General features: G+C 53.0%; 15 protein-coding genes and 1 pseudogene. 7 read left to right on the top strand and 9 right to left on the bottom strand.

The features are described 5' to 3' along the window. Positions 1-11 precede the first annotated feature (11 nt). The 5 genes from M3087_RS03540 to mtgA form a co-directional block, all read right to left on the bottom strand. Positions 12-806: a DUF4843 domain-containing protein gene (locus M3087_RS03540; RefSeq protein WP_249093780.1), complete on the bottom strand. Its 795-nt coding sequence runs from the start codon at positions 804-806 to the stop codon at positions 12-14. Positions 807-818: 12 nt separating this feature from the next. Next, complete coding sequence (locus M3087_RS03535) at positions 819-2,312, bottom strand: RagB/SusD family nutrient uptake outer membrane protein (protein ID WP_249093778.1); 1,494 nt, start codon at positions 2,310-2,312, stop codon at positions 819-821. A gap of 25 nt (positions 2,313-2,337) precedes the next feature. Continuing rightward, positions 2,338-5,730, bottom strand: a complete 3,393-nt coding sequence (locus tag M3087_RS03530) for a SusC/RagA family TonB-linked outer membrane protein (protein WP_249093776.1) — start codon at positions 5,728-5,730, stop codon at positions 2,338-2,340. 153 nt (positions 5,731-5,883) lie between these two features. After that, positions 5,884-7,779 (bottom strand): glycoside hydrolase family 97 protein, encoded by a 1,896-nt coding sequence (locus M3087_RS03525; RefSeq protein WP_249093774.1) that lies wholly within the window; start codon positions 7,777-7,779, stop codon positions 5,884-5,886. Between the two features lie 41 nt (positions 7,780-7,820). Beyond that, positions 7,821-8,516 carry a monofunctional biosynthetic peptidoglycan transglycosylase gene (mtgA, locus tag M3087_RS03520; RefSeq protein WP_249093771.1) on the bottom strand — a complete coding sequence of 232 codons (696 nt, stop codon included), beginning with the start codon at positions 8,514-8,516 and terminating at the stop codon, positions 7,821-7,823. A gap of 193 nt (positions 8,517-8,709) precedes the next feature. On the opposite strand from mtgA, the gene hisS reads away from it, so the two are divergent. Further along, positions 8,710-10,083, top strand: a complete 1,374-nt coding sequence (gene hisS, locus M3087_RS03515) for a histidine--tRNA ligase (RefSeq protein ID WP_249093769.1) — start codon at positions 8,710-8,712, stop codon at positions 10,081-10,083. Between the two features lie 11 nt (positions 10,084-10,094). After that, positions 10,095-10,544: a nucleoside deaminase gene (locus tag M3087_RS03510; protein WP_289551416.1), complete on the top strand. Its 450-nt coding sequence runs from the start codon at positions 10,095-10,097 to the stop codon at positions 10,542-10,544. A 142-nt stretch (positions 10,545-10,686) separates the two neighbouring features. Here the strand turns inward: M3087_RS03510 and M3087_RS03505 are convergent, their stop codons facing one another. Next, a complete protein-coding gene (locus tag M3087_RS03505; protein ID WP_249093768.1) occupies positions 10,687-11,622 on the bottom strand; it encodes a M23 family metallopeptidase in 936 nt (311 codons plus the stop codon). Positions 11,623-12,529: 907 nt separating this feature from the next. Here M3087_RS03505 and M3087_RS03500 point away from each other — a divergent pair. Further along, positions 12,530-12,802, top strand: coding sequence for a co-chaperone GroES (locus M3087_RS03500; RefSeq protein WP_022385164.1), 273 nt, complete (start codon positions 12,530-12,532; stop codon positions 12,800-12,802). A 74-nt stretch (positions 12,803-12,876) separates the two neighbouring features. Further along, the gene (groL, locus tag M3087_RS03495) at positions 12,877-14,511 is read left to right on the top strand and encodes a chaperonin GroEL (protein ID WP_249093766.1); all 1,635 of its coding nucleotides are present in this window, start codon (positions 12,877-12,879) and stop codon (positions 14,509-14,511) included. 117 nt (positions 14,512-14,628) lie between these two features. On the opposite strand, the gene hemW is transcribed toward groL, so the two are convergent. Beyond that, positions 14,629-15,765, bottom strand: a complete 1,137-nt coding sequence (gene hemW / locus M3087_RS03490) for a radical SAM family heme chaperone HemW (protein WP_249093764.1) — start codon at positions 15,763-15,765, stop codon at positions 14,629-14,631. Between the two features lie 243 nt (positions 15,766-16,008). Between hemW and M3087_RS03485 the strand changes: the two genes are divergently transcribed. The 3 genes and pseudogenes from M3087_RS03485 to M3087_RS03475 all read left to right on the top strand — a co-directional run bounded on the left by M3087_RS03485 (position 16,009) and on the right by M3087_RS03475 (position 20,670). Next, entirely contained in the window at positions 16,009-18,168 is a 2,160-nt protein-coding gene (locus M3087_RS03485; RefSeq protein WP_249093763.1) for an elongation factor G, read from the top strand. Positions 18,169-18,898: 730 nt separating this feature from the next. Beyond that, positions 18,899-19,966, top strand: a pseudogene (locus M3087_RS03480) (sensor histidine kinase); the annotation flags it as partial. A gap of 5 nt (positions 19,967-19,971) precedes the next feature. Next, complete coding sequence (locus M3087_RS03475; RefSeq protein WP_022385159.1) at positions 19,972-20,670, top strand: response regulator transcription factor; 699 nt, start codon at positions 19,972-19,974, stop codon at positions 20,668-20,670. Between the two features lie 97 nt (positions 20,671-20,767). On the opposite strand, the gene M3087_RS03470 is transcribed toward M3087_RS03475, so the two are convergent. Together M3087_RS03470 and M3087_RS03465 are read right to left on the bottom strand one after the other, a co-directional pair. After that, positions 20,768-20,944, bottom strand: a complete 177-nt coding sequence (locus tag M3087_RS03470; protein ID WP_022385158.1) for a hypothetical protein — start codon at positions 20,942-20,944, stop codon at positions 20,768-20,770. 37 nt (positions 20,945-20,981) lie between these two features. Next, complete coding sequence (locus M3087_RS03465) at positions 20,982-21,428, bottom strand: MarR family winged helix-turn-helix transcriptional regulator (RefSeq protein ID WP_022385157.1); 447 nt, start codon at positions 21,426-21,428, stop codon at positions 20,982-20,984. Positions 21,429-21,565 lie beyond the last annotated feature (137 nt).

The following is a 21,565-nucleotide window of genomic DNA, read 5'->3' as shown; positions in this document are numbered from 1 at the left end:
GGTGTTGCATTTTAGAATCTGATTTCACTTCCGTCAGCTTCCCGGTAGATGTCGAGTCCGGCTTCCTGACGTTTGGCATTCTCTTCTTCCAGTTTCTGTTGGAAGAATTCCTTGAGGTAGCTGAGGTAGCCACTGTCTCCATTCAGCAGGCTGCGGATGTAGCTTTCGTCCCACACTTCTCCTGTCCAGTCAATCATCAGCTGGTGTTTCACCGGTCCATAGGTGCCGAAGTACTGTTGTGACCAGTTGCCCGGTTCAAGCAGACGGTCGGTGATGTGCAGGGTGCGTTCGGTCAGTCCGGTGTAGCCGGGTTTGAAGTATTCGTTTTCGGCGAAGCGGAAGACGAGGGTGACGTCGTGTTCCTCCAGCGAAGCGTCGCGCAGCACGATGACAGGCACCTGTGTGCGGTTCTGGTTGGCTGGAACGAAGCAGAGGCGAGTGAAGTCCGGGTCATCAAATGACACATAGTGTACGCCGGGGATAGCATCGTCCTCACCCGTGCTGACCTGTTCCAGACGGACGGGGCGGTTCTGGTCGGAGAGGAAGCCCATGGTGGACACGTCAAACCACAGGGTGTCGGTCGTGATGCGTTCAGTCGAGCCGGTACCGGCGGTGATGAATGAGTAGGATGCAGTACGTTCGGCTTCCGTGACGCGGTCACTGGTCATGACCTCGCCGGTATAGTCGAGGTAGACGAAGTTCAGCCGACAATCCGTCGAGCTGTAGGGCTCCAAGTCCCGTTCGCAGGCTGTGAAAGCTGCCAGGAGGGAGCAGCAGGCAAGAGTTCGTATGAGTGTTTTCATCATCTTCGTAGTGTTTTAGTTGTTGGGGTTGTATTCGGTTCGCGGCAGGGGAAGGATGTAGCCGTCCTCGGTCATGGGTTCGTTGTCCCACAGCATCTGCGCGGTGTTGAGACGCTTGTAGGTGTAGAACATCTGACCTTCGGCGAAGAATTCCCGGCGGTATTCGTTGAGGAGGAACTCCGCACGGTCGTCGAGGGAGGCAAAGCCCGGCGTGTCGGGATCTTCATGGGCGATCATATAGGTGCTGAAGAGGGAATTGGCTTCCTCCAGTGAGGTTGTGCCCTCCATGGCGATGAGGTAGATTTCCGACATGCGGAGCATGGGGATGTAGGCATACTTCAGCGAGGCGTTCTCCACCACGTTCACATCCCAGTAGTACTTGGTTGTTGTGACCCGTCTGTCACCATAGGTGTCCCGGAGGTTTGAGTTCCACCAGTAGCGGTAGCGGTTGTGGGCATTGGTATTGACTCCGGTATACAGGGCGTCGAGCCGGTCGGGAGTGATGGTCAGGTGGTTTCGTGAGTCATACTGTATGTTGAGGTTGCCGCCGATAAGGTAGGTTTCCGAGTAGGTCATGACGTTGTACTTGCTCAGTCCGAAGAGACACTCCGAGGGGCAGAGTTTGTAGCCGTTGGTGAAGTCGTCGGCGTTACTCAGGCTGATGACAGGGTTGCCGTTGAGGCGGGCGGAGATGATTTCCATGGCGACATCGTGTGCCTGTGACTTTTCGCCGGTGTAGAGCAACATGCGTGCTTCGAGTGCCCGCACAGCCCAGTAGTTCATGCGGAACTGACGGTAGAGCATGAACTCGTCGACCGGAGCCGTCGAGCCGCTGTTCAGGCTCGCGAAGGAGTATTGGAACACCGGGTCCTTGTCGATGAGCAGTGACTTGGCCATTTCGATGTCAGCCTTCAGCTTGGCAACGTAGCCTTCGAAGTCATAGTAGGGAGGTATGTCGTTGATGGATGTGGTTTCGGAGTAGGGCAGTGATACCTTCCGGCTTCCACCCGGCACCTCGCCAAAGAGTCGCAGAACGTCGAGCTGGCAGTAGGCACGGATGGCATAAGCCTCACCCTCAATGACAGAGCGGATGTCCGGATTGGGGATGACTTCGCCCCGTTCCTCTACGTTCTTGATAATCATGTTTGCTTGTGCCACGGTATTGAACAGGGCTGCATAAACCGATTGGATAGCCGATTCGGCAGTTGACTGGGTGTAGTCATGGTGCTGGAAGAACCACTCTGCCAAGCGGTTGGTTCCTGTTTGTTTTTTGGGGAGGTCCCACAGGCAGGCGAGTGCCTCGCTGTAGGTGATGCTCAGCTGTTCGCCGTAGATGTTGCGGTCAGCCATGGTCATGTAGCAGCCGATGAGGGCATCATAGAACCCTTGTGCCGTGGAGAACTGTTCTTCGTCCTTTTGTTCGGTGTTGGCACGGATGTCCAGCCAGTCGTTGCATGAAGAGGCTCCGAACGCCGTCAGCAGAAGAATCAGGATGTATATCTTTCTCATAGTGCTTTCTGTTTAGAGTGAGTGGTTAGAATAAGAATTTGACGCTTCCCTGGATGTTACGTGCATAGGGGTATCCCGTACCGCGCTCCATCTTGATGGTCGACCAGTGGAAGAGGTCGGACATGTTGACGGCGAAGGTAATGCTCTGTACACCGGTGTTGCGGCGTACCCAGTCACTGTCCCACCGGTATTGGAGGCTGACCGACTGGAGCTCGAGTACATTGTCTGACATGACAAAGCGTGAGGTGGCGTCGGTAGCGTCGTTGCTGAATCCTTTAAAGAAGGTGTTATCACCCGGTTTCAGCCAGCGGTTGGTGAGCACGCGGCGATCGGCGTTTGAGGAACGCAGGTTGTTGATAGGTACCTCCACGCGGCTGAGCAGGGTCGAGTTGTAGCTCTTGCCGCCCCAGTAGGCGCGGAAGGAGACATTCAGTGTGAACCCTTTCCACATGAACATCGTGCCGAAGATGCTGTTGTATAGCGGTTCAGAGGAGCCTAGGAATACCTTGTCACCGGGATTCCATACGTCGGTGATGTTGCCGTCCTTGTCAAGGTAAATCTCCTGTCCCGTACTGGGGTCGATGCCCAGGGAGCGTACGGCATAGATGGCATTTTGCGGACGTCCTTCGTAGAAGAGCTTTGCCACGTCGTAGTCCTCGTTCTGGAGCATCTGTTCGTTCTGTCTCTTGATGGCATCCGACAGGCGGGAAATCCAGTTCTTGTCATAGACCAGCTGTCCGGTGAGCAACCAGTTGATTTCGCGTTTCGGGTCGCGGATGAGGTAGGTGCTCAATGACAGTTCCCAGCCGCGGTTCTTCACTTCACCCACATTGGCCATGTAGGAGGGGAAACCCATGGACAAGGGGATGTTCATGTCCGAGAGGAGGTTTGTGGTGTGCTTGGTGTAGAAGTTGAACTCACCTTTCACGCGTCCTTGCCACAAGCCGAACTCTGTGCCGATATTGAACTCCTTGGTCGTCTGCCAGGTCAGGTTCGGGTTACCCCATTCGCTCAGTACGGCTCCCACCCAGTTGAGATACTTGTTGTTGTTCTGGTAGCGGTAGATGGTTGATGCACCCGACCCGGAGCCTTCCTGTGAGCCGGTGGAGCCGTAGGACATCTTCAGGCGCATGATGTTCAAGACCGGATTGCCGGCAAGGAAGTCTTCGTGGTGCATGTTCCAGCCCACACCGGTACTCCAGAAGGGGGCATACTTCTTGTCGGCGCCGAAGGTGGAGCTTCCGTCGATACGGTAGGACAGGTCGAGGTAGTAGCGCTGGTCATACGTATAGTTGACGTTGGCTGTGAAGCCGATCATGCGTCGGCGAGTCTGTGCCTCGGTCGGGACAGCGTCCAGTGCAAACTGACGTCCGTTGCCGATGGAGGCCATGTTCTCGTTGGAGAAGCCTTCCATGTAGAAGAAATACTTGTCCGACTCCGATTCGTTGATGGAGTAGTCGAGTCCGGCATAGAGGGAATGTTTGTCGGCAAACACGTGGCTGTATGAGAGGTTGAGGCTTCCGTTGTAGTTGTACGACTTTCCGGTGCCGTACTCATAGGAACCACGGCGGAGGAAGCCTTCATCACTGCTGTAGATGGAAGATGTAATCGGGTCGACGGTGAAGTAGGAGTCTTTCGGTGAGAGGAACGTGTCGTTGTGGTTGTTGTTGGTGGTGATGCCCACCTGTCCGCGCAGGGTCAGTCCTTTCAGGATGTTCCACTCGATGGCGAAGTTGTTGGTCAGCTCTTCGTAGCCGCTCTTCTCGAACGATTTCAACATGGCATCATAGAGCGGGTTGAACTCTCCTCCCGTTTCCGAGCCGTAGAAAGCGTCGAAGAATTGTACCACCTCGCCGTTCTCGTCATACGGATTGTTATACGGTTGTTGAGCAACGTAGTCACTGAATGTGCCATAGTTGCTTTCCGTCGAACGGGTCACGCCGTACGAGGTGTAGTTCTTGAAGATAAGGTTCTTCACGGTATACATCAGTGTGATGGAACCGTTGAACGTGCGGCGGGCAGAGTTCTTCATGGCACCTTCGACGTCCTTGTATCCTGCCGTGGCGCTCCAGCGGAACTCTTCGCTTCCACCCTCCAGACGGAGGTTATAGTGTTGTCCCACGCCGGTGCGTATCGGTTTGCTGAGCCAGTCCGTGCTTTGTCCGGTGAGCACCTTGCGCAACCGTTCGTTGTAGACAGCCTGGTAGCGTATATCGGTAGAGGGAACCTCCGAGCTATAGAGTCCCAGGTAGTTCTCCAGGTAGAGTTTCTCTGAGGCATTCAGCATGTCGTAGGATGTCAGGTCGGGAGCTTCGATGTCGATGCCGACTTCGGCATTTACCTTCAGCTTTCCGGCTTCCGGCTGTTTGGTGACGACGACGATGACTCCGTTCGAACCTCTTGAACCGTAGATGGCTGTGGCAGATGCATCTTTCAGGATGTTGATGGACTCGATTTCCTCGTCGTTGTAGTCCATGAGTTTCTCCAGGGAGATTTCAAAGCCGTCGAGGATAATCAGCGGACGGTTGATGTCGTTGGATGCTGTCTGGTTGAACTCCTCCACGCTCATGGGCAGGGATGAGTTGCCGCGGATGTTGATTTGCGGTAGGTTGTTGGGGTTGCTTCCGGCAATATTGTTGACGGTGAAGTTGATGGAGGCATCGATGTTTTTCAGTGTCTGGAGCAGGTTCTGACCCTTATACATGTCGAGCTGCTCGGAGGTGATGGTCGACACGGCACCCGTATAGCTCTCCTTGGCTTTCTTGAAGATACCGGTCACCACGACGTCGTCCAGGGCCTGTGCGTCGTTTTCCAGTGTGATGGTCATGTTGGGGGTGGCTGCTACCGTCAGTGTCTTCATGCCGATGTAGGACACTACCAGCTGTGCTCCGTCCGGGACATTGTTGAGGCTGAAGTTGCCGTCAATGTCTGTGGCAACACCGAGCTCTGTTCCATCCACACGGATAGAGGCTCCGATGACGGGCAGTCCGTCTTCTTTGGACACGACGGTTCCCTTCACACGGCGTCCTGTCTGTTGTTTGGCGTCGGCAGTTGCCTGTTTGATGATGATTTCCTTTCCCGATATTTCATACGTAAGGCTGGTCCCTCGCAGACACTTGTCCAGAATTTCCCGGATGCTCTTGTCTTTCTCATTGAGGGTAATGTTCCTGACTGTCTGGATGTCGTTGGAGCCATACATGAAGGTGAATCCCGTCTTCTTCTGAATTTCCCAAATGACTTGTTCCAGGGTCGCTTTCTGCAGGTTGAGCGTGATACGTTGGTCACTTTGTGCCAACACCGTAAAGCTAAAAAAACAACATCCGGCCGTGATGAAGCAGCGCTTCAGACTTTTGGAAAGCAGTCTGTTGGTGGCATGACTACTCCGTCCGCCCGGCTTTTCTCTCAGATCTTCTCTCATTGTGCTAGTGCTTAAAGGGTTATAACTATACTGTGTGTACTCTCTTTTATGCTTCGTAAGCATTCTTTTATATAGTTATAACAATCCAGTGGGAGAAACGGGGTAGTCTTGTCTCTTGACTTTTATGCCTTTGTTTCCGGACCGGCCGGTTATCTAGTTGTCCGTGCCTTCCGTGAGAATCAGGACGAAGCCTCCACGCGGCAGGCAGTCGGTGTGCAGGACGTTGTCCGGGGAAACCGGTGTGGACGGTTCGATGTGGAAATGGCGTCCGTCGGCTTCATCGGTGATGAGGCAGACAGTGCAGCTTCCGCCAAGCGACAGACGCTGCAGGGAGAACTTCAGTGTAGCAGCCGTGTCCTTTCCATTGATACCGGCGATGTACCACACCTTCCCCTTCCGTCGGGCTATCACCACATGGTCGCCCGGAGTGCCTGCCAGCAGACGGGTGTCATCCCAGACCGTAGGCAGGGTGGACAGCAGGCGACGAACCGTTTCGGGCAATTCCCGATAGACGGAAGTACGGTCGGGCATGTGCTGCATGCCTGACTCAAAGAGCAGGGGGAGGGCAAGCTCGTGGGCATGGGTCGTGATGTGCGGATGTTGTGAGTCAGAGAAGGTGCCCGGCGTATAGTCCATCGGACCGATGACGTTGCGTGTGAAGGGCAGGGTAGCGTTGTGGCAGGCGGCACGGTCTGTCAGGACAGCGTTGTTGTTGTACCACTCGGCACCGTAGACGGCTTCCTGGGTCAGCAGGTGCGGATAGGTGCGCTGCCAGCCTTTGGGCAGGATACCTCCGTGGAAGTTCACGGTGAGGTGATGGCGGGCTGCATCTTCCAGCAGGTCGATGTAGTAGTTGATGACGGAGAGACTGTCGTCGGGGAAGAAGTCAATTTTCACGCCTTTGAACCCTTCCTTCTCCAGCCAGGCGAACTCCTGTTCGCGTTTGTTCCTGTCGTTGAGTCGGTAGAACGGACCCGGTGCCCCGTGGCTGACCCAGTTTGTGCTGGAGTTGTACCAGAGCAGGGGCTTGACCCCTTTGCTGTGTGCATAGTCGGCAACGGTTTCGATGGTGCCTCCGTTGCTCATGGAGTCCCATTCGGCGTCAATCAGTGTGTAGGACCATCCCATGTCGGCTGCCAGGTCGACATACTCCTTCAGCAGGGCACAGTCGCGCGAGCCGTGGTTGTGCGCCCAGTAAATCCAGGAAGCTACTCCCGGTTCGACCCACGAAGTGTCGTCCAGGCGGCAGGGGTCGGCTACATCGGTCACCAAGGTCGATTCCACTACGGTGGCTGCCGTGCCTATGATGGCAATGCGCCAGGGAGAGAGCCAGCCGTTGGTCAGCGGAAGGCTCCGGTCGACGAGACGGATGCGGTAGTTGTCGCTCCGGAGACTGTTGTCCAGGTAGGAGCCGCAGTGCGAGCGGTTCAGTCCGGATTCCGTCAGCAGGGCATACACGCCGTCGGTCGGTTCGCAGAGAGAAGGATAGCCCCATGCTCCTGCAGGCTGTCCGTCGGTGTTGAGGGGGAAGAAATCTTCGTTGCCCACCAGATGGCGGGGCATCCAGCGCGGACGTCCCTCCGGGATGTCGTAAGCCGTACGTTCACCGGTCAGGTGTTCGCCCTCCTCACCGTCCAGGGCATAGCGGAAGGCAACACCGTCGTCATATACCCGCAGGATGACAGAGAGTACTTGCCCGTCGGCATTTTCCAGACGGAAGGTGCGCTCATTGGCGCGGTTGGTGCAATGGAGGCGTTTGCCGGAGAGCAGGGTGTAGTCGTCGGTGTGAAGGGTTGCTTCGGAGGCGGAACGGAGCGTGAGTCCCTTTTCCCACGCACGTCGGTCGGTTTGCAGTCCGAGGTTGATGTGACGGAACACCTCTTTATCCTGATAGTTCACGGAGAATCCCGTGGGACCGTCTGCCGGACAGGACAAGGTGACACGGATGGATTGGTCGGGAGACAGGGTCTCGGTGTCAGTTGCCCGGAGGGGCAGGGAAGTCAGGAAGGCAAGCCCCAGGAGGCAGGCCGTTTGAAACAGATGTGTCATGGTATGTGATAATTGTTTTTAGTTCTTCAGCGTTTGCGTGCTCAGTTGTGCTTCTTTTCCGGTTCCGGGAAGACGGGCACCAGCTTCATCAGTCGCATGATTTTCCGCTGACGTCTGTACAGGTAGCTCGACGGATGTCCCGAGTCGAAGCGCAGGGGGTTGGGCAGAGAGGCGGCGATGAGGGCACACTGGCTGCGCGACAGCCGGTCGGGCGTGGTGTTGAAGTGATGTTTTGCCACTGCTCCCGCTCCGTAGATGCCGTCGCCCATCTCGATGGAGTTCAGATAGACCTCCATGATGCGCTCCTTGGACCAGAAAAGCTCGATGAGCACGGTGAAATAGGCTTCGAAGCCTTTGCGTACCCACGACGAGCGTTCCCACAGGAAGACATTCTTTGCCGTTTGCTGGCTGATGGTGCTGGCACCGCGACGCCGTTTCCCCTCCCTCCGTTCGTCGATGGCCTGCTGGATGGCATCGAAGTCGAACCCGTGATGCTCGGCAAAACGGTTGTCTTCCGACGCGATGACTGCCATGGGAAGGTGACGGGATATGTCCTCCAGAGGCACCCACCGGTGGTAAAGCCGGGGACTCTCTCCGTCGAAGAGGTGTCCGATGCAACGGGTCACCATGAGCGGGGTGACATAGACCGGGATGAAACGATAGAGAATCACTGCTCCAATGCTGGAGACGAAGAAGAGCAGCACGAGCCGCATACACCACCTTTTGAGCTTTTTCATTGTCGAAACGGATATTTTGGGCGCAAAGTTCGTAAATAGTTGCAATGTAAGAACGGCGTAAGGCATAAAAAGTCTTACCTTTGCTTCGGATTTTGTCACAAGCTGACATATCCTCCGCAGAACATGAACGGGGACAGCGTCCCTTCCGGACCTTTTCCCCATCGAACACAAACGTTTAAAATCACTTAGAACTATGGCAGCAAAACCTTCCATTCCCAAAGGAACCAGAGATTTCTCGCCGCTCGAAATGGCGAAGCGTAACTATATATTCAATACCATCCGTGAAGTATTCCATCATTTCGGTTTCCAGCAGATTGAGACTCCCGCTATGGAGAACCTCTCGACCCTGATGGGCAAGTATGGCGACGAGGGCGACAAGCTCCTCTTCAAGATACAGAATTCGGGCGACTATTTCTCAGGACTGACTGACGAGGAACTGTTGTCGCGCAACGCTGCCAAGCTTGCCTCCAAATTCTGTGAGAAAGGCTTGCGCTATGACCTGACCGTGCCTTTTGCACGCTATGTGGTGATGCACCGCGAGGAAATCACGTTCCCTTTCAAGCGTTACCAGATTCAGCCGGTGTGGCGTGCCGACCGTCCGCAGAAAGGGCGTTACCGGGAGTTCTATCAGTGTGATGCCGACGTGGTGGGCAGCGACTCCCTGCTCAACGAGGTGGAACTGGTGCAGATGATTGATGCCGTGTTCACCGCTTTCGGGGTACATGTCTCCATCAAAATCAACAACCGCAAGATTCTGGCAGGTATCGCTGAAATCATCGGTGAGGCAGACAAGATTGTCGACATCACCGTGGCCATCGACAAACTCGACAAGATTGGTCTGGAGAACGTCAACGCCGAGCTCGCTTCGAAGGGCATTCCGCAGGAAGCCATCGACAAGCTGCAACCCATCATCCTGCTCAGCGGAAGCAATGCCGAAAAGCTGGAGACGCTGAAGGAGGTACTTGCCGGCAGCGAGACCGGCATGAAGGGTGTGGAGGAAAGCGAATTCATCCTGAGCACCGTGGCAGGGCTGGACATCCGCAACGAGGTGGAGCTTGACCTGACACTGGCACGTGGCTTGAACTACTACACGGGTGCCATCTTCGAGGTGAAGGCGCTCGATGTCCAGATTGGCAGCATCAGCGGAGGCGGACGTTATGACAACCTGACGGGTGTGTTCGGCATGCCCGGTGTTTCGGGCGTAGGTATCTCCTTTGGTGCCGACCGCATCTTCGATGTGCTCAACCAGCTGGACCTTTACCCCAAGGATGCCGTCAACGGGACCCGTCTTCTCTTTGTCAACTTCGGACAAGCCGAAGCCGCCTACTGTCTGCCTGTCCTGGCAAAGGTGCGTGCTGCGGGCGTCCGTGCGGAAATCTATCCTGACAGTGCGAAGATGAAGAAGCAGATGAGCTATGCCAACGCCAAGAACATCCCCTTTGTGGCAATTGCCGGAGAGACGGAGATGAACGAGGGCAAGTTTACGCTGAAGAACATGTTGACCGGTGAACAGCATGCCGTGACAGCGGATGAACTGCTGGCAATGATGAAGGAGGATGCACGATGAACGAGGCATTCATGCGGAAGGCCATCGAGCTTTCCATCGAGAACGTGAAGAACGGCGGAGGTCCGTTCGGGGCGGTCATTGTGCGTGGCGACGAGATTATTGCCACGGGTGTGAACCGGGTGACCGACAACAACGACCCGACGGCACATGCTGAGGTCAGTGCCATCCGTGCCGCCTGCGAGAAGCTGGGCACCTTCAACCTCGAAGGATGTGAAATCTATACCTCGTGCGAACCGTGTCCCATGTGTCTGGGTGCCATCTACTGGGCACACCTGGACCGGATGTACTATGGCAACAACAAGCATGACGCGGCTGCCATCGGTTTCGATGACTCGTTCATCTATGAAGAGATAGCCCTCACGCCGGACAAACGTCGGCTGGTGTCACAGGAGTTGCTTCGCGACGAGGCACAGCAGGCATTCCGCGACTGGATGGACAAGACCGACAAGGTGGAATATTGAGACCGTCCGTCTGTTGACACAGGACGGTAACCCGGATTGATACACGAAGGCATGGAGAAACGCTGTCTGCCTCTTGGCAGACTGTCTCTCTGTGCCTTCGTGCTGTTTTCGTATCCGTTCCCTGTTACTTCTTTCCGGATGCTTACCGCAATCCGTGCTCCTTCTTGTACTTCTTGATTTCCCGTTTGCTCATTTCCTGCGTGATGATGTCCAACGGATGTTCGCAAGGGAACGACACTCCGCCCTTGATGACATCCACTTTCCCGAATCCGTAAAGATACGGGTTGATGAGGCGGTAGGCACGATGGTAAACCAGGTCCTTGATGTTATTCTCTTCCGTGGCTGGCAGCCATCCATACAGGCTCACATGCAGTCGTGAACCACTCCTGTAATTGGTTCCCCCGGCAAGTCCGATGGGTTGTCCCGGCAGGACCGTTTCTCCCGGTTGGACAAATATGCCGTCATTCTGGAGCAGGCTGTAAGTCATGAATGTATTGTCTTCGTGGTAGATGCGGACGTAGTTTTCCGTGTCGTTGTAAATCACGCCTTTCCCCTTGGATGCCTTGTGGTCGACTACATCCGTCACGACTCCCTTCCGCATGGCATAGATGGTGTCCCCCTCTTCCGTGTGGAAAGAAAGTCCCGCTTTCTCCTTCTCTTCAACCTTCCGGTCGATGAATCCCTTGAGTGTTACGCCTCGTTGTACCACCACCGTTTTACCCGGACGCACCGGTGGCAGGTAGACGAACGCCGTGTCAGGCTTTTCCGTGAAATCCCCTTTGCGCCACGAATAGTTGTAGCGGAAGACATAGTTGTTGCTTCCTTGCCGGGGTGTCAGTCTGAAGAGGGTCTTGCTGCCGCTGTTCAGCACGTAAGGTCGTCCGGAAGGGAGGTAACCGGTGAATCCTTGCAGGTCGGTGAAGCGGACGAATACGGACACGGGTATGTTCAGATTGTTCTCTCCAATGAATTCATAGACTCCTTTTTCCTTTTTTTCATAGCGGACGTTCACCTGTGCTCCGAGTGGCAGGGCTAACAGGAGGCAGTATGCGCAGAGGGCAAGTCGGTTGCATTTCATGGTTCTTTTAGATTTTAGGTTCTCAAAGGTATCTGTTTGTTTCGTTTTGGACAAACGATTGTCAATTTTTTTTTCTTGGATGCTTTTCAGTATCCGTAGTGCTCGCAGGATTTTCAAAAAGACAGGAATCTCTCTCTTCTGCTTGACGGAAGTGCGGAAAGAGGTCTTTTCAGCTGACGCGTCCTTTTCAAGAATCCGATAATCTGGAGACGAAACGTGAATGATTGCAAACGAAACGCCTGAAAAAAGCCTCTGATTTTAGAAAACTATACATTTCATTTTCGAAAAACAGACAAAACGTGCCCGGAACAATATTGTTTCGCGAGCCAAACAATATAGTTTGCCGCGTCAAACAATATAGTTTCATGCCCCAAACACGATTGTTTCGTGCCCGGAAGTCAAATCTTTGGAAAATGAAATGCAAAAACACCGGGTTTCATTCTCCAGAAGGAGTGCGGTGTCAATAAATCGGAAGCTTTCATAAAGCGCGGTTCAGGAAGTGGAAAGCATCCGTCAGGAAAGGTCCTGTGCTGGGATGCTTCCTGCATGACAGCATCCGGGTCGAATGGACGGCAATGTGTATTTTGCGAATCGCCTGAGAAGGGCCTCGGAATCCACCGAATCGTATTTTGGTGCAAGGAAGGGGCGTGTAGAGCGGTTCATTTGACACTTTGACAGAATTGGGAGTATGACAGGCTCCGTCCGTCTGCCAAAGCCAACTATATAATAAGGTGTAGAGGAAAAAGCCTGAACGCTGTCAAGATGTCACTCCTGTCAGTCGCAGCTGTCAATATGGAGCCCCCAATCACCTTTGGCACACTTTTCGTTGAAAGAATAGTGCCGACCCGGAAAAGAGGGGCGGCGGAAATAACCGATTAAATAATAAAATTCTAAAAATATAGGAACTATGAACGTAAAACCGTTAGCAGACAGAGTGCTGATCCTTCCGGCACCCGCAGAAGAAAAGACCATTGGTGGAATCATTATCCCCGACACCGCTAAAGAGAAACCTTTGCAGGGTAAAGTCGTAGCCGTTGGTAATGGAACCAAAGACGAAGAGATGGTAGTCAAGGTGGGTGATGAAGTTCTTTATGGAAAGTATTCCGGTACGGAACTCGAATTCGAAGGAACCAAATACCTCATCATGCGTCAGAGTGACGTGCTTGCCATCCTCGGATAAGCAGAGGCACTCCCCCGTTATTACTTCTTAGAAACATCGAACAACAAGAACCATTAAAAAACATTCAGAACACTATGGCAAAAGATATTTTATTCAATATAGATGCTCGCGACCAACTCAAGAAAGGAGTTGATGAATTGGCTAACGCCGTGAAGGTAACCCTCGGCCCGAAGGGACGTAACGTCATCATCGAAAAGAAATTCGGTGCTCCCCACATCACGAAGGACGGTGTAACCGTAGCTAAGGAAGTGGAGTTGGCTGACCCGTTCCAGAACACCGGTGCCCAGCTCGTGAAGTCGGTTGCTTCGAAGACCGGCGATGATGCAGGTGATGGTACGACAACTGCTACCGTGCTTGCACAGGCTATCGTCGGCGTCGGCTTGAAGAACGTGACTGCCGGTGCCAACCCGATGGACTTGAAACGTGGTATTGACAAGGCCGTTGCCAAAGTCGTTGAGTCTATCAAGAACCAGGCTGAGATGGTAGGTGACAACTACGACAAGATCGAGCAGGTTGCTACCGTTTCTGCAAACAACGATCCGGTCATCGGTAAGCTGATTGCCGATGCCATGCGCAAGGTTTCCAAGGACGGTGTCATCACCATCGAGGAGGCGAAGGGTACCGACACGACCATCGGTGTCGTTGAAGGTATGCAGTTCGACCGCGGTTACCTGTCTTCTTACTTCGTGACCGACACGGAGAAGATGGAGTGCGTGATGGAACGTCCGTACATCTTGATTTACGACAAGAAGATTTCCAACCTGAAAGACTTCCTTCCCATCCTCGAACCGGCTGTACAAAGCGGACGTCCGTTGCTGGTCATTGCCGAAGATGTGGACAGCGAGGCTTTGACGACATTGGTTGTCAACCGTCTGCGTTCCAACCTGAAGATTTGTGCCGTGAAGGCTCCGGGCTTCGGTGACCGTCGCAAGGAGATGCTGGAAGACATCGCTGTCTTGACCGGTGGCGTTGTCATCAGCGAAGAGAAGGGCTTGAAACTGGAGCAGGCTACCATCGAGATGCTGGGTACCGCCGACAAGGTGACCGTGACCAAGGACAACACAACCATTGTCAACGGTGCCGGTGTCAAGGAGAACATCCAGGAGCGTATCAACCAGATCAAGGCTCAAATCAAGACCACTACGTCCGACTATGACAAGGAGAAACTGCAGGAGCGTCTGGGTAAATTGTCCGGTGGCGTGGCAGTGCTCTACGTCGGTGCCGCTTCGGAAGTGGAAATGAAGGAGAAGAAAGACCGTGTGGACGACGCCTTGTGTGCAACCCGTGCAGCCATCGAGGAAGGTATCGTTCCGGGTGGTGGTGTAGCCTACATCCGTGCCATCAACGCCTTGGAAGGCATGAAGGGTGAGAACGCCGACGAGACTACCGGTATCGAAATCATCAAGCGTGCCATCGAGGAGCCTCTGCGTCAGATTGTAGCCAACGCCGGTAAGGAAGGTGCAGTGGTTGTACAGAAAGTACGTGAAGGTGAAGGCGACTTCGGTTACAATGCACGTACCGATGTATATGAGCACTTGCATGCAGCCGGTGTGGTAGACCCTGCCAAGGTAACCCGTGTGGCACTGGAGAATGCAGCTTCCATCGCAGGCATGTTCCTGACTACGGAATGTGTCATTGTCGAGAAGAAGGAAGACAAGCCTGAAATGCCGATGAACCCGGGTATGGGTGGCATGGGCGGAATGATGTAATCTTCCCCTCAAGATATAGATAACCACATAAAAGAAAAGAGTGTGCGTCTGAGCGATTCGGACGTACACTCTTTTTTTATGTGGCTGGTGAACCGGATACGTGTCGGGGAGGGGAGGTCAGTCATCCTCCACCCAGAGGAGGTCGCTCATGATGCCGTCGGAGACAAAGATGCCTTGTCGTGTCAGGTGCAGGCGGTCGCCGTCGATGGCGAGGGTCCCTTGTTGCAGGTGCGGACGGGCATTGTTCAGGCAGAAGTCATGAAGCTCCTTGCCAAACTCTGCCTGCAGGGTGGAGAGGGAGAGTCCTCTGGTGGTGCGGATGGCTGTGATGATGCGGTCGTTGTAGCGGGTGTGCAGATCGAGTGTCTCCACTTCGCAAGGCAGTTTGCCGGCTTGGATGTCTTTGATGTACCGGTCGAGTGACGCAACGTTCCATTGGCGGCTTTCCCCGTTGTAGGAATGGGCGGCAGCCCCGCAACCCAGGTACCTGGTCCCGTCCCAGTAGGAAGAGTTGTGACGGGAGTGCATGCCGGGAAGGGCAAAGTTGGATATTTCATAATGCTCGAACCCTGCATCCCGGAGCCGGTCGATGAGCATGCTGAAGAAGGTGAGGCTGCTGTCCTCGTCGACTTCTTCCACTCGATGCCGGCGGCGCAGTTCCCACAGCTCCGTGCCTTCCTCGTAGATAAGGTGGTAGGCGGAGATATGCTGCACCTGCAGACCGATGGCCTGTTGCAAATCGTTCGCCCAACTGTCACGGCTCTCTCCGGGCAGTCCGTACATCAGGTCGATGCTGATGTTTCCGAATCCTGCCTCCTGGCAGCGACGCACTGCCTCCACTGCCTGGCTTGCCGTGTGCCGTCTGTGCAGCAACCGCAACGTTTCGTCGTTGAATGTCTGGATGCCGATGCTGATCCGGTTGAACGGCAGACGGCGGAGCATGGCGACATAGTCGGGCGTAAGGTCGTCGGGGTTTGCCTCCAGTGTGATTTCAGCATCCGGACGGAGCCGGTAGTTGTTGCCGATGGTTTCGATGACCCGATGGAAATGCCGTTCCTCCAGCTGTGAGGGAGTTCCTCCCCCGAAATAGACGGTTGCCACGGACGGTTCGCCCGTATAGTCCCGTCGCATTTCCAGTTCCCGGCAAAGTGCCTCGATGTATTCATCCTTGCGCTGTTCCATCGTGGTGGAATAGAAGTCGCAGTAGATGCAGCGCCGCTTGCAAAACGGAATGTGTAGATAGATGCCTGCCATAAATGGTTCGATGATTAGCTTCAGGCGGCAAAGTTAGTGAAAATCACTCCCGGAAGAAGCAATGGGAAAGCCGTTTTTGTTGTCCCATTTTCAGCCGGATAAGCTGTAAATATGTTTTAAAACATAGTTTAGTAACACTCCGATATAATTGGCGTTCCCGATAATAATCTCTATTTTGCGTCCATTAAAAAGAAAGAAGAGTACAGAACTCTTTTAGTAGCTAACTTTTAAATCTTAGGTATCATGAAAGTATATCAGACTGATGAAATTAAAAACATTGCTCTTTTGGGCAATGATGGAGCCGGTAAAACCACCCTCACAGAGGCCTTACTCTATGAGAGTGGGGTTATAAAACGTCGCGGAAGAATCACGCAGAAGAATACGGTGAGCGATTATTTCCCGGTAGAGCAAGAGTATGGCTATTCTGTCTTTTCTACAGTGTTCCATGTGGAGTGGAACGGCAAAAAGCTGAACATCATCGACTGTCCGGGAAGTGACGACTTTGTGGGAGCAGCCATCACGGCACTCAACGTCACCGATACCGCCATCCTGCTGTTGAACGGTCAGTACGGTCCCGAGGTGGGAACGCAGAACCACTTCCGGTATACCGAGAAGCTGGGCAAGCCCGTCATCTTCCTGGTGAACCAGCTGGACAATGAGAAATGTGATTATGACCACGTGCTGGAGCAGTTGAAGAACATCTACGGTTCGAAAGTGGTCCCCGTACAGTATCCGTTGGAGACAGGTCCCAACTTCCATGCCCTGATCGACGTGCTGTTGATGAAGAAATATTCCTGGAAGCCCGAAGGAGGCGAACCGATCATTGAAGATATTCCCGAAGAAGAAATGGAGAAAGCCACCGAGTGGCACAAGGCGTTGGTGGAAGCTGCCGCCGAGCATGATGAAGGACTGATGGAGAAATTCTTCGAGCAGGATTCGCTGACGGAAGACGAGATGCGTGAGGGTATCCGCAAGGGTCTGGTCAGCCGTGGCATGTTCCCGGTGTTCTGTGTCTGTGCAGGCAAGGACATGGGTGTACGCCGACTGATGGAATTCCTGGGCAATGTGGTTCCGTTCGTTTCCGAGATGCCGAAGGTGTTCAATACACGGGGTGAAGTGGTTCCGCCCGATGCGAATGGTCCGACTTCCCTGTTCTTCTTCAAGACTGCCGTGGAGCCGCACATTGGCGATGTACAGTATTTCAAGGTGATGAGCGGTACCGTTCATGAGGGCGACGACCTCTCGAATGCCGACCGCGGTTCGAAGGAGCGCATTTCCCAGCTCTTCGTCTGTGCAGGTGCCACCCGTATCAAGGTGAGTGAACTGCGTGCCGGAGATATCGGCTGTACGGTGAAGCTCAAGGATGTGCACACCGGCAACACGCTGAACGGCAAAGACTGTGAAAACCGCTTCAACTTTATCAAATATCCGAACTTCAAATATTCGCGTGCCATCAAGCCGGTCAATGAGGCTGATACCGAGAAGATGATGGGCGCCCTCTTCCGCATGCGTGAGGAAGACCCGACTTGGGAAGTGGAACAATCGAAGGAATTGAAACAAATCATCGTGCACGGTCAGGGTGAGTTCCACTTGCGTACGTTGAAATGGCGTCTGGAGAACAACGAAAAGATATTCGTCAACTTCGAAGAACCGAAGATTCCTTACCGCGAAACCATCACGAAGGCTGCCCGGGCTGATTACCGTCACAAGAAACAGTCGGGTGGAGCCGGACAGTTCGGTGAAGTGCACATGATTGTGGAACCCTACTACGAAGGCATGCCGTTGCCCGAGACCTATAAGTTCAATGGTCAGGAATACAAGGTGACGGTGAAGAGCCAGGAAGTGATCGACCTGGAGTGGGGTGGCAAGCTGGTGTTCATCAACAGTACCGTGGGCGGTTCCATCGACGCACGCTTCATGCCGGCCATCCTGAAAGGTGTCATGAGCCGTATGGAGCAAGGTCCGTTGACCGGTTCGTATGCCCGTGATGTACGTGTGATTGTCTATGACGGCAAGATGCACCCGGTAGACTCCAACGAAGTCTCCTTCATGCTGGCGGGACGCAATGCGTTCAGTACCGCCTTCAAGAATGCCGGTCCGAAGATTCTGGAACCGATTTACGATGTGGAAGTCTTTGTTCCGAGTGAGAAGATGGGCGATGTGATGGGCGATTTGCAGGGACGCCGTGCCATGATTATGGGTATGAGCAGCGAAAACGGCTATGAGAAGCTGGTTGCCAAGGTGCCTCTGAAAGAGATGTCATCCTACTCCACTGCACTCAGTTCGCTCACCGGCGGACGCGCTTCGTTCATCATGAAGTTCGCCAGCTACGAACTGGTTCCGTCGGATGTTCAGGAGAAGCTCATCAAGGAGTTTGAAGCCAAACAGGAAAAAGACGATTAATCAGGTTCAGGAAACAGTTTCTAACTAATCCATACACTAGAAAAGCCGCTTCCGTTAAAGGAAACGGCTTTTTTATTTAATTCCCCTTAAAAAATTAAGAACTGAACGTTGGTTACCAATTAAATTTCTATTAATTTTGCACTTGTCTGAAAGCCCGTTAGGCGATAATGGCTGCTTTGTCAGCTAAAAACGTCTTTTCGGTTAATAATAGAGAATCGGCATGTAAAATCTGTTAATCAGGCGCCAACGTTATTTATGCGTTGTTAATTTTGCTCCTATGAAAAAGTCAACGATTTGGATTTTAGGCATCATCATGGGTCTCTCGTTCGTCAGCTTGCTTTATCTGCAGGTGAGCTACATCGAGGAGATGATCAAAATGCGCCGGGAGCAGTTTGACGAGTCCGTCAAGCGCAGTCTTTCCAGTGCGGCCAATTCCCTGGAACTGGCTGAGGCTGCTACGTACTTGCAAAAAGAGATGAGTAGCGGATACAAGAAAAGGACTTCGTCGGTAGGCAATCTGAATACGTCCGATACCCCGGGCATGATTCAGGTTCATCAACAGATGGTGAGGACCGGTAACGGATTCGCCCTGCGCATCCGTATCGGAGGTAGCTTGTTTGGTGATTCGGTCCGCAAGTCGTTGAGCGAAACCAACGATGACCTGCGTCAGGAGTTCTACGGACGTTTCAAGCAAAAGCGCGACCTGGTGAACGACGTGGCACTGAAACTGCTGCACCGTGCCAGTGACAAGTCGCTGGAGGAACGGGTGAACTTCAAGACACTCGACGAATGCATCAAGACGGAACTGGCAAACAACGGAATCGACATCCCTTACCACTTCACGGTGCAGACCAATGACGGACGGGAGGTGTACCGTTGTCCCGACTACGAGGAAGCCGGTTCGGAACATGTCATCCCGCAGGTGCTCTTCCAGAATGACCCGCCGGCAAAGCGCGGATGGGTGCAGATTCATTTTCCGACGCTGAACGATTACATCTACAGTTCGGTGAAGTTCATGATACCGTCGTTGATATTCACGTTCGTGCTGCTGGTGACTTTCATCTTTACGCTCTACCAGATTTTCCGTCAGAAGAAGCTGACCGAGATAAAGAACGACTTCATCAACAACATGACCCACGAGTTCAAGACACCTATCTCTACCATTTCGCTTGCAGCCCAGATGTTGAAGGACCCGGCTGTCGGGAAGTCGCCCCAGATGTTCCAGCACATATCAGGAGTCATCAACGATGAGACCAAACGTCTGCGTTTCCAGGTGGAGAAAGTCTTGCAGATGTCGATGTTCGAACGGCAGAAAGCCACTCTGAAGATGAAAGAGGTCGATGCCAACGAACTGATAGCCGGTGTCATTCACACCTTTGCCCTGAAGGTGGAGAAGTACAACGGACGCATCACCTCCGACCTGTCGGCGCTTGACCCGTTGATTTTTGTGGATGAGATGCACTTTACCAATGTCATATTCAACCTCATGGACAATGCCGTGAAGTATAAGAGACCGGAAGAGGACCTCTTGCTGAACGTGCGGACCTGGAATGAGGGCAACAAGCTCTGCATCTCCATTGAGGACAATGGCATCGGCATCAAGAAAGAGAATTTGAAGAAGATATTCGATAAGTTCTACCGCGTTCATACCGGCAACCTTCATGACGTGAAGGGCTTCGGCCTGGGCTTGGCATACGTCAAGAAAATCATTCAGGACCATAAGGGAACCATCCGGGCTGAGAGTGAGTTGGGCGTAGGAACGAAGTTTATCATTGTATTACCCTTATTAAAAAATTAAATTATATGGATGAGAAGTTGAACATTTTATTGTGCGAAGACGATGAGAATCTTGGCATGCTTTTGAGAGAATATTTGCAGGCAAAAGGCTATTCTGCAGAGTTGTGTCCGGATGGTGAAGCCGGTTACAAGGCTTTCCTGAAGACTAAGTTCGACCTGTGTGTACTCGATGTGATGATGCCGAAAAAGGACGGTTTCACATTGGCACAGGAGATTCGTGCAGCCAATGCTGAAATCCCCATCATCTTCTTGACAGCCAAGACGCTGAAGGAGGATATCCTGGAAGGTTTCAAGATTGGTGCCGACGACTACATCACCAAACCCTTCAGCATGGAAGAGCTGGTGTTCCGTATTGAAGCCATCTTGCGTCGTGTACGTGGAAAGAAGAACAAGGAAAGCAGTGTATACAAAATCGGCCGCTTTACGTTCGACACACAGAAGCAAATCCTGGCTATCGACGGCAAGCAGACCAAGCTGACTACGAAGGAATCGGAACTCTTGAGCCTGCTCTGTGCACATGCCAATGAGATTCTGCAACGTGACTTTGCGTTGAAGACCATCTGGATTGATGACAACTACTTCAATGCACGAAGCATGGACGTATACATCACCAAGCTCCGTAAACACTTGAAAGCCGATGATTCCATCGAAATCATCAACATCCACGGCAAAGGCTACAAGCTGATTACTCCGGACGTTGACTGATTCGTGAGGTCTACCTGATAAAAAAGACTCCGTTTGTACTGAGGCACAAACGGAGTCTTTTTTATGTCAGGGGCTGAGCCTCGAGCTTCTGTCCGTATCATACAATGTACTTGTTGAAGAAGATGTAAGCGGCAAGTCCGCCAAAGATAAATACGAGTGAAGTCACCAGCATGGCGTTGCTGTCCATGCAGTGCGTGAAGAATCCCCCAAGCAGGATGAGGGTTCCGATGATGATAAGGATCAGGCCAATGTGTTTACAGAACTGTTTGAGCATCGTTGTAATGTATTTGGTAGAGTGATAAAAGTCCGGGTTACTCTTTCGTGTTGGTGAAAATCTTCCGCAACACATTCTGGCTGACGCGCAATTCCTCTACGGTCAGTCCGTAAAGCGCTTCTTTCAGCGTACGGTTGGCGATGAAGCGCGTACGTTCCTCCAGCTCCCGTCCGGTTTGGGTCAGGTGTATCAGGTTGATGCGCCGGTCCGACTTGTCGGAGGTACGCACCACCAGGTGCATCCGCTCCATGTTGTCGATAAGGCGTGTCATACTGGGTTTGTCCTTGAAGGTGGCATTGCAAAGCTCCTGCTGCGTCACACCGTCTTTCTCCCACAGGAACAGGAGGACCGTCCATTGTTCAGGAGTAATTTCCAGATTGTTCTGTCTGAAGTTGCGGTAGAGCTTGCGGTTGATGGCAGCCGAGACCTTGCCGTTGAGTATGGCAAATATCAGGCGTGTGTCAAAGTTGAATTCTTCAGTCATGAAATTATTGTTTAAGCAACTAAGGCAAAGGTACGAATACTATTCTTGTCGGAGGTGCTATTGTTAGTAAAATTTGTGAATATCCTGAATTTCCTTGCCGTCCCATGGCCTGACGACTTTCCGCAAATCGGCACAAA

Origin of the sequence: Mediterranea sp. ET5, assembly GCF_023337025.1 — a bacterium.
Classification (GTDB): Bacteria; Bacteroidota; Bacteroidia; order Bacteroidales; family Bacteroidaceae; genus Phocaeicola_A.
The sequence above is the reverse complement of the archived record's forward strand: the minus strand, read 5'-3'. Positions and strand labels throughout refer to the sequence as shown.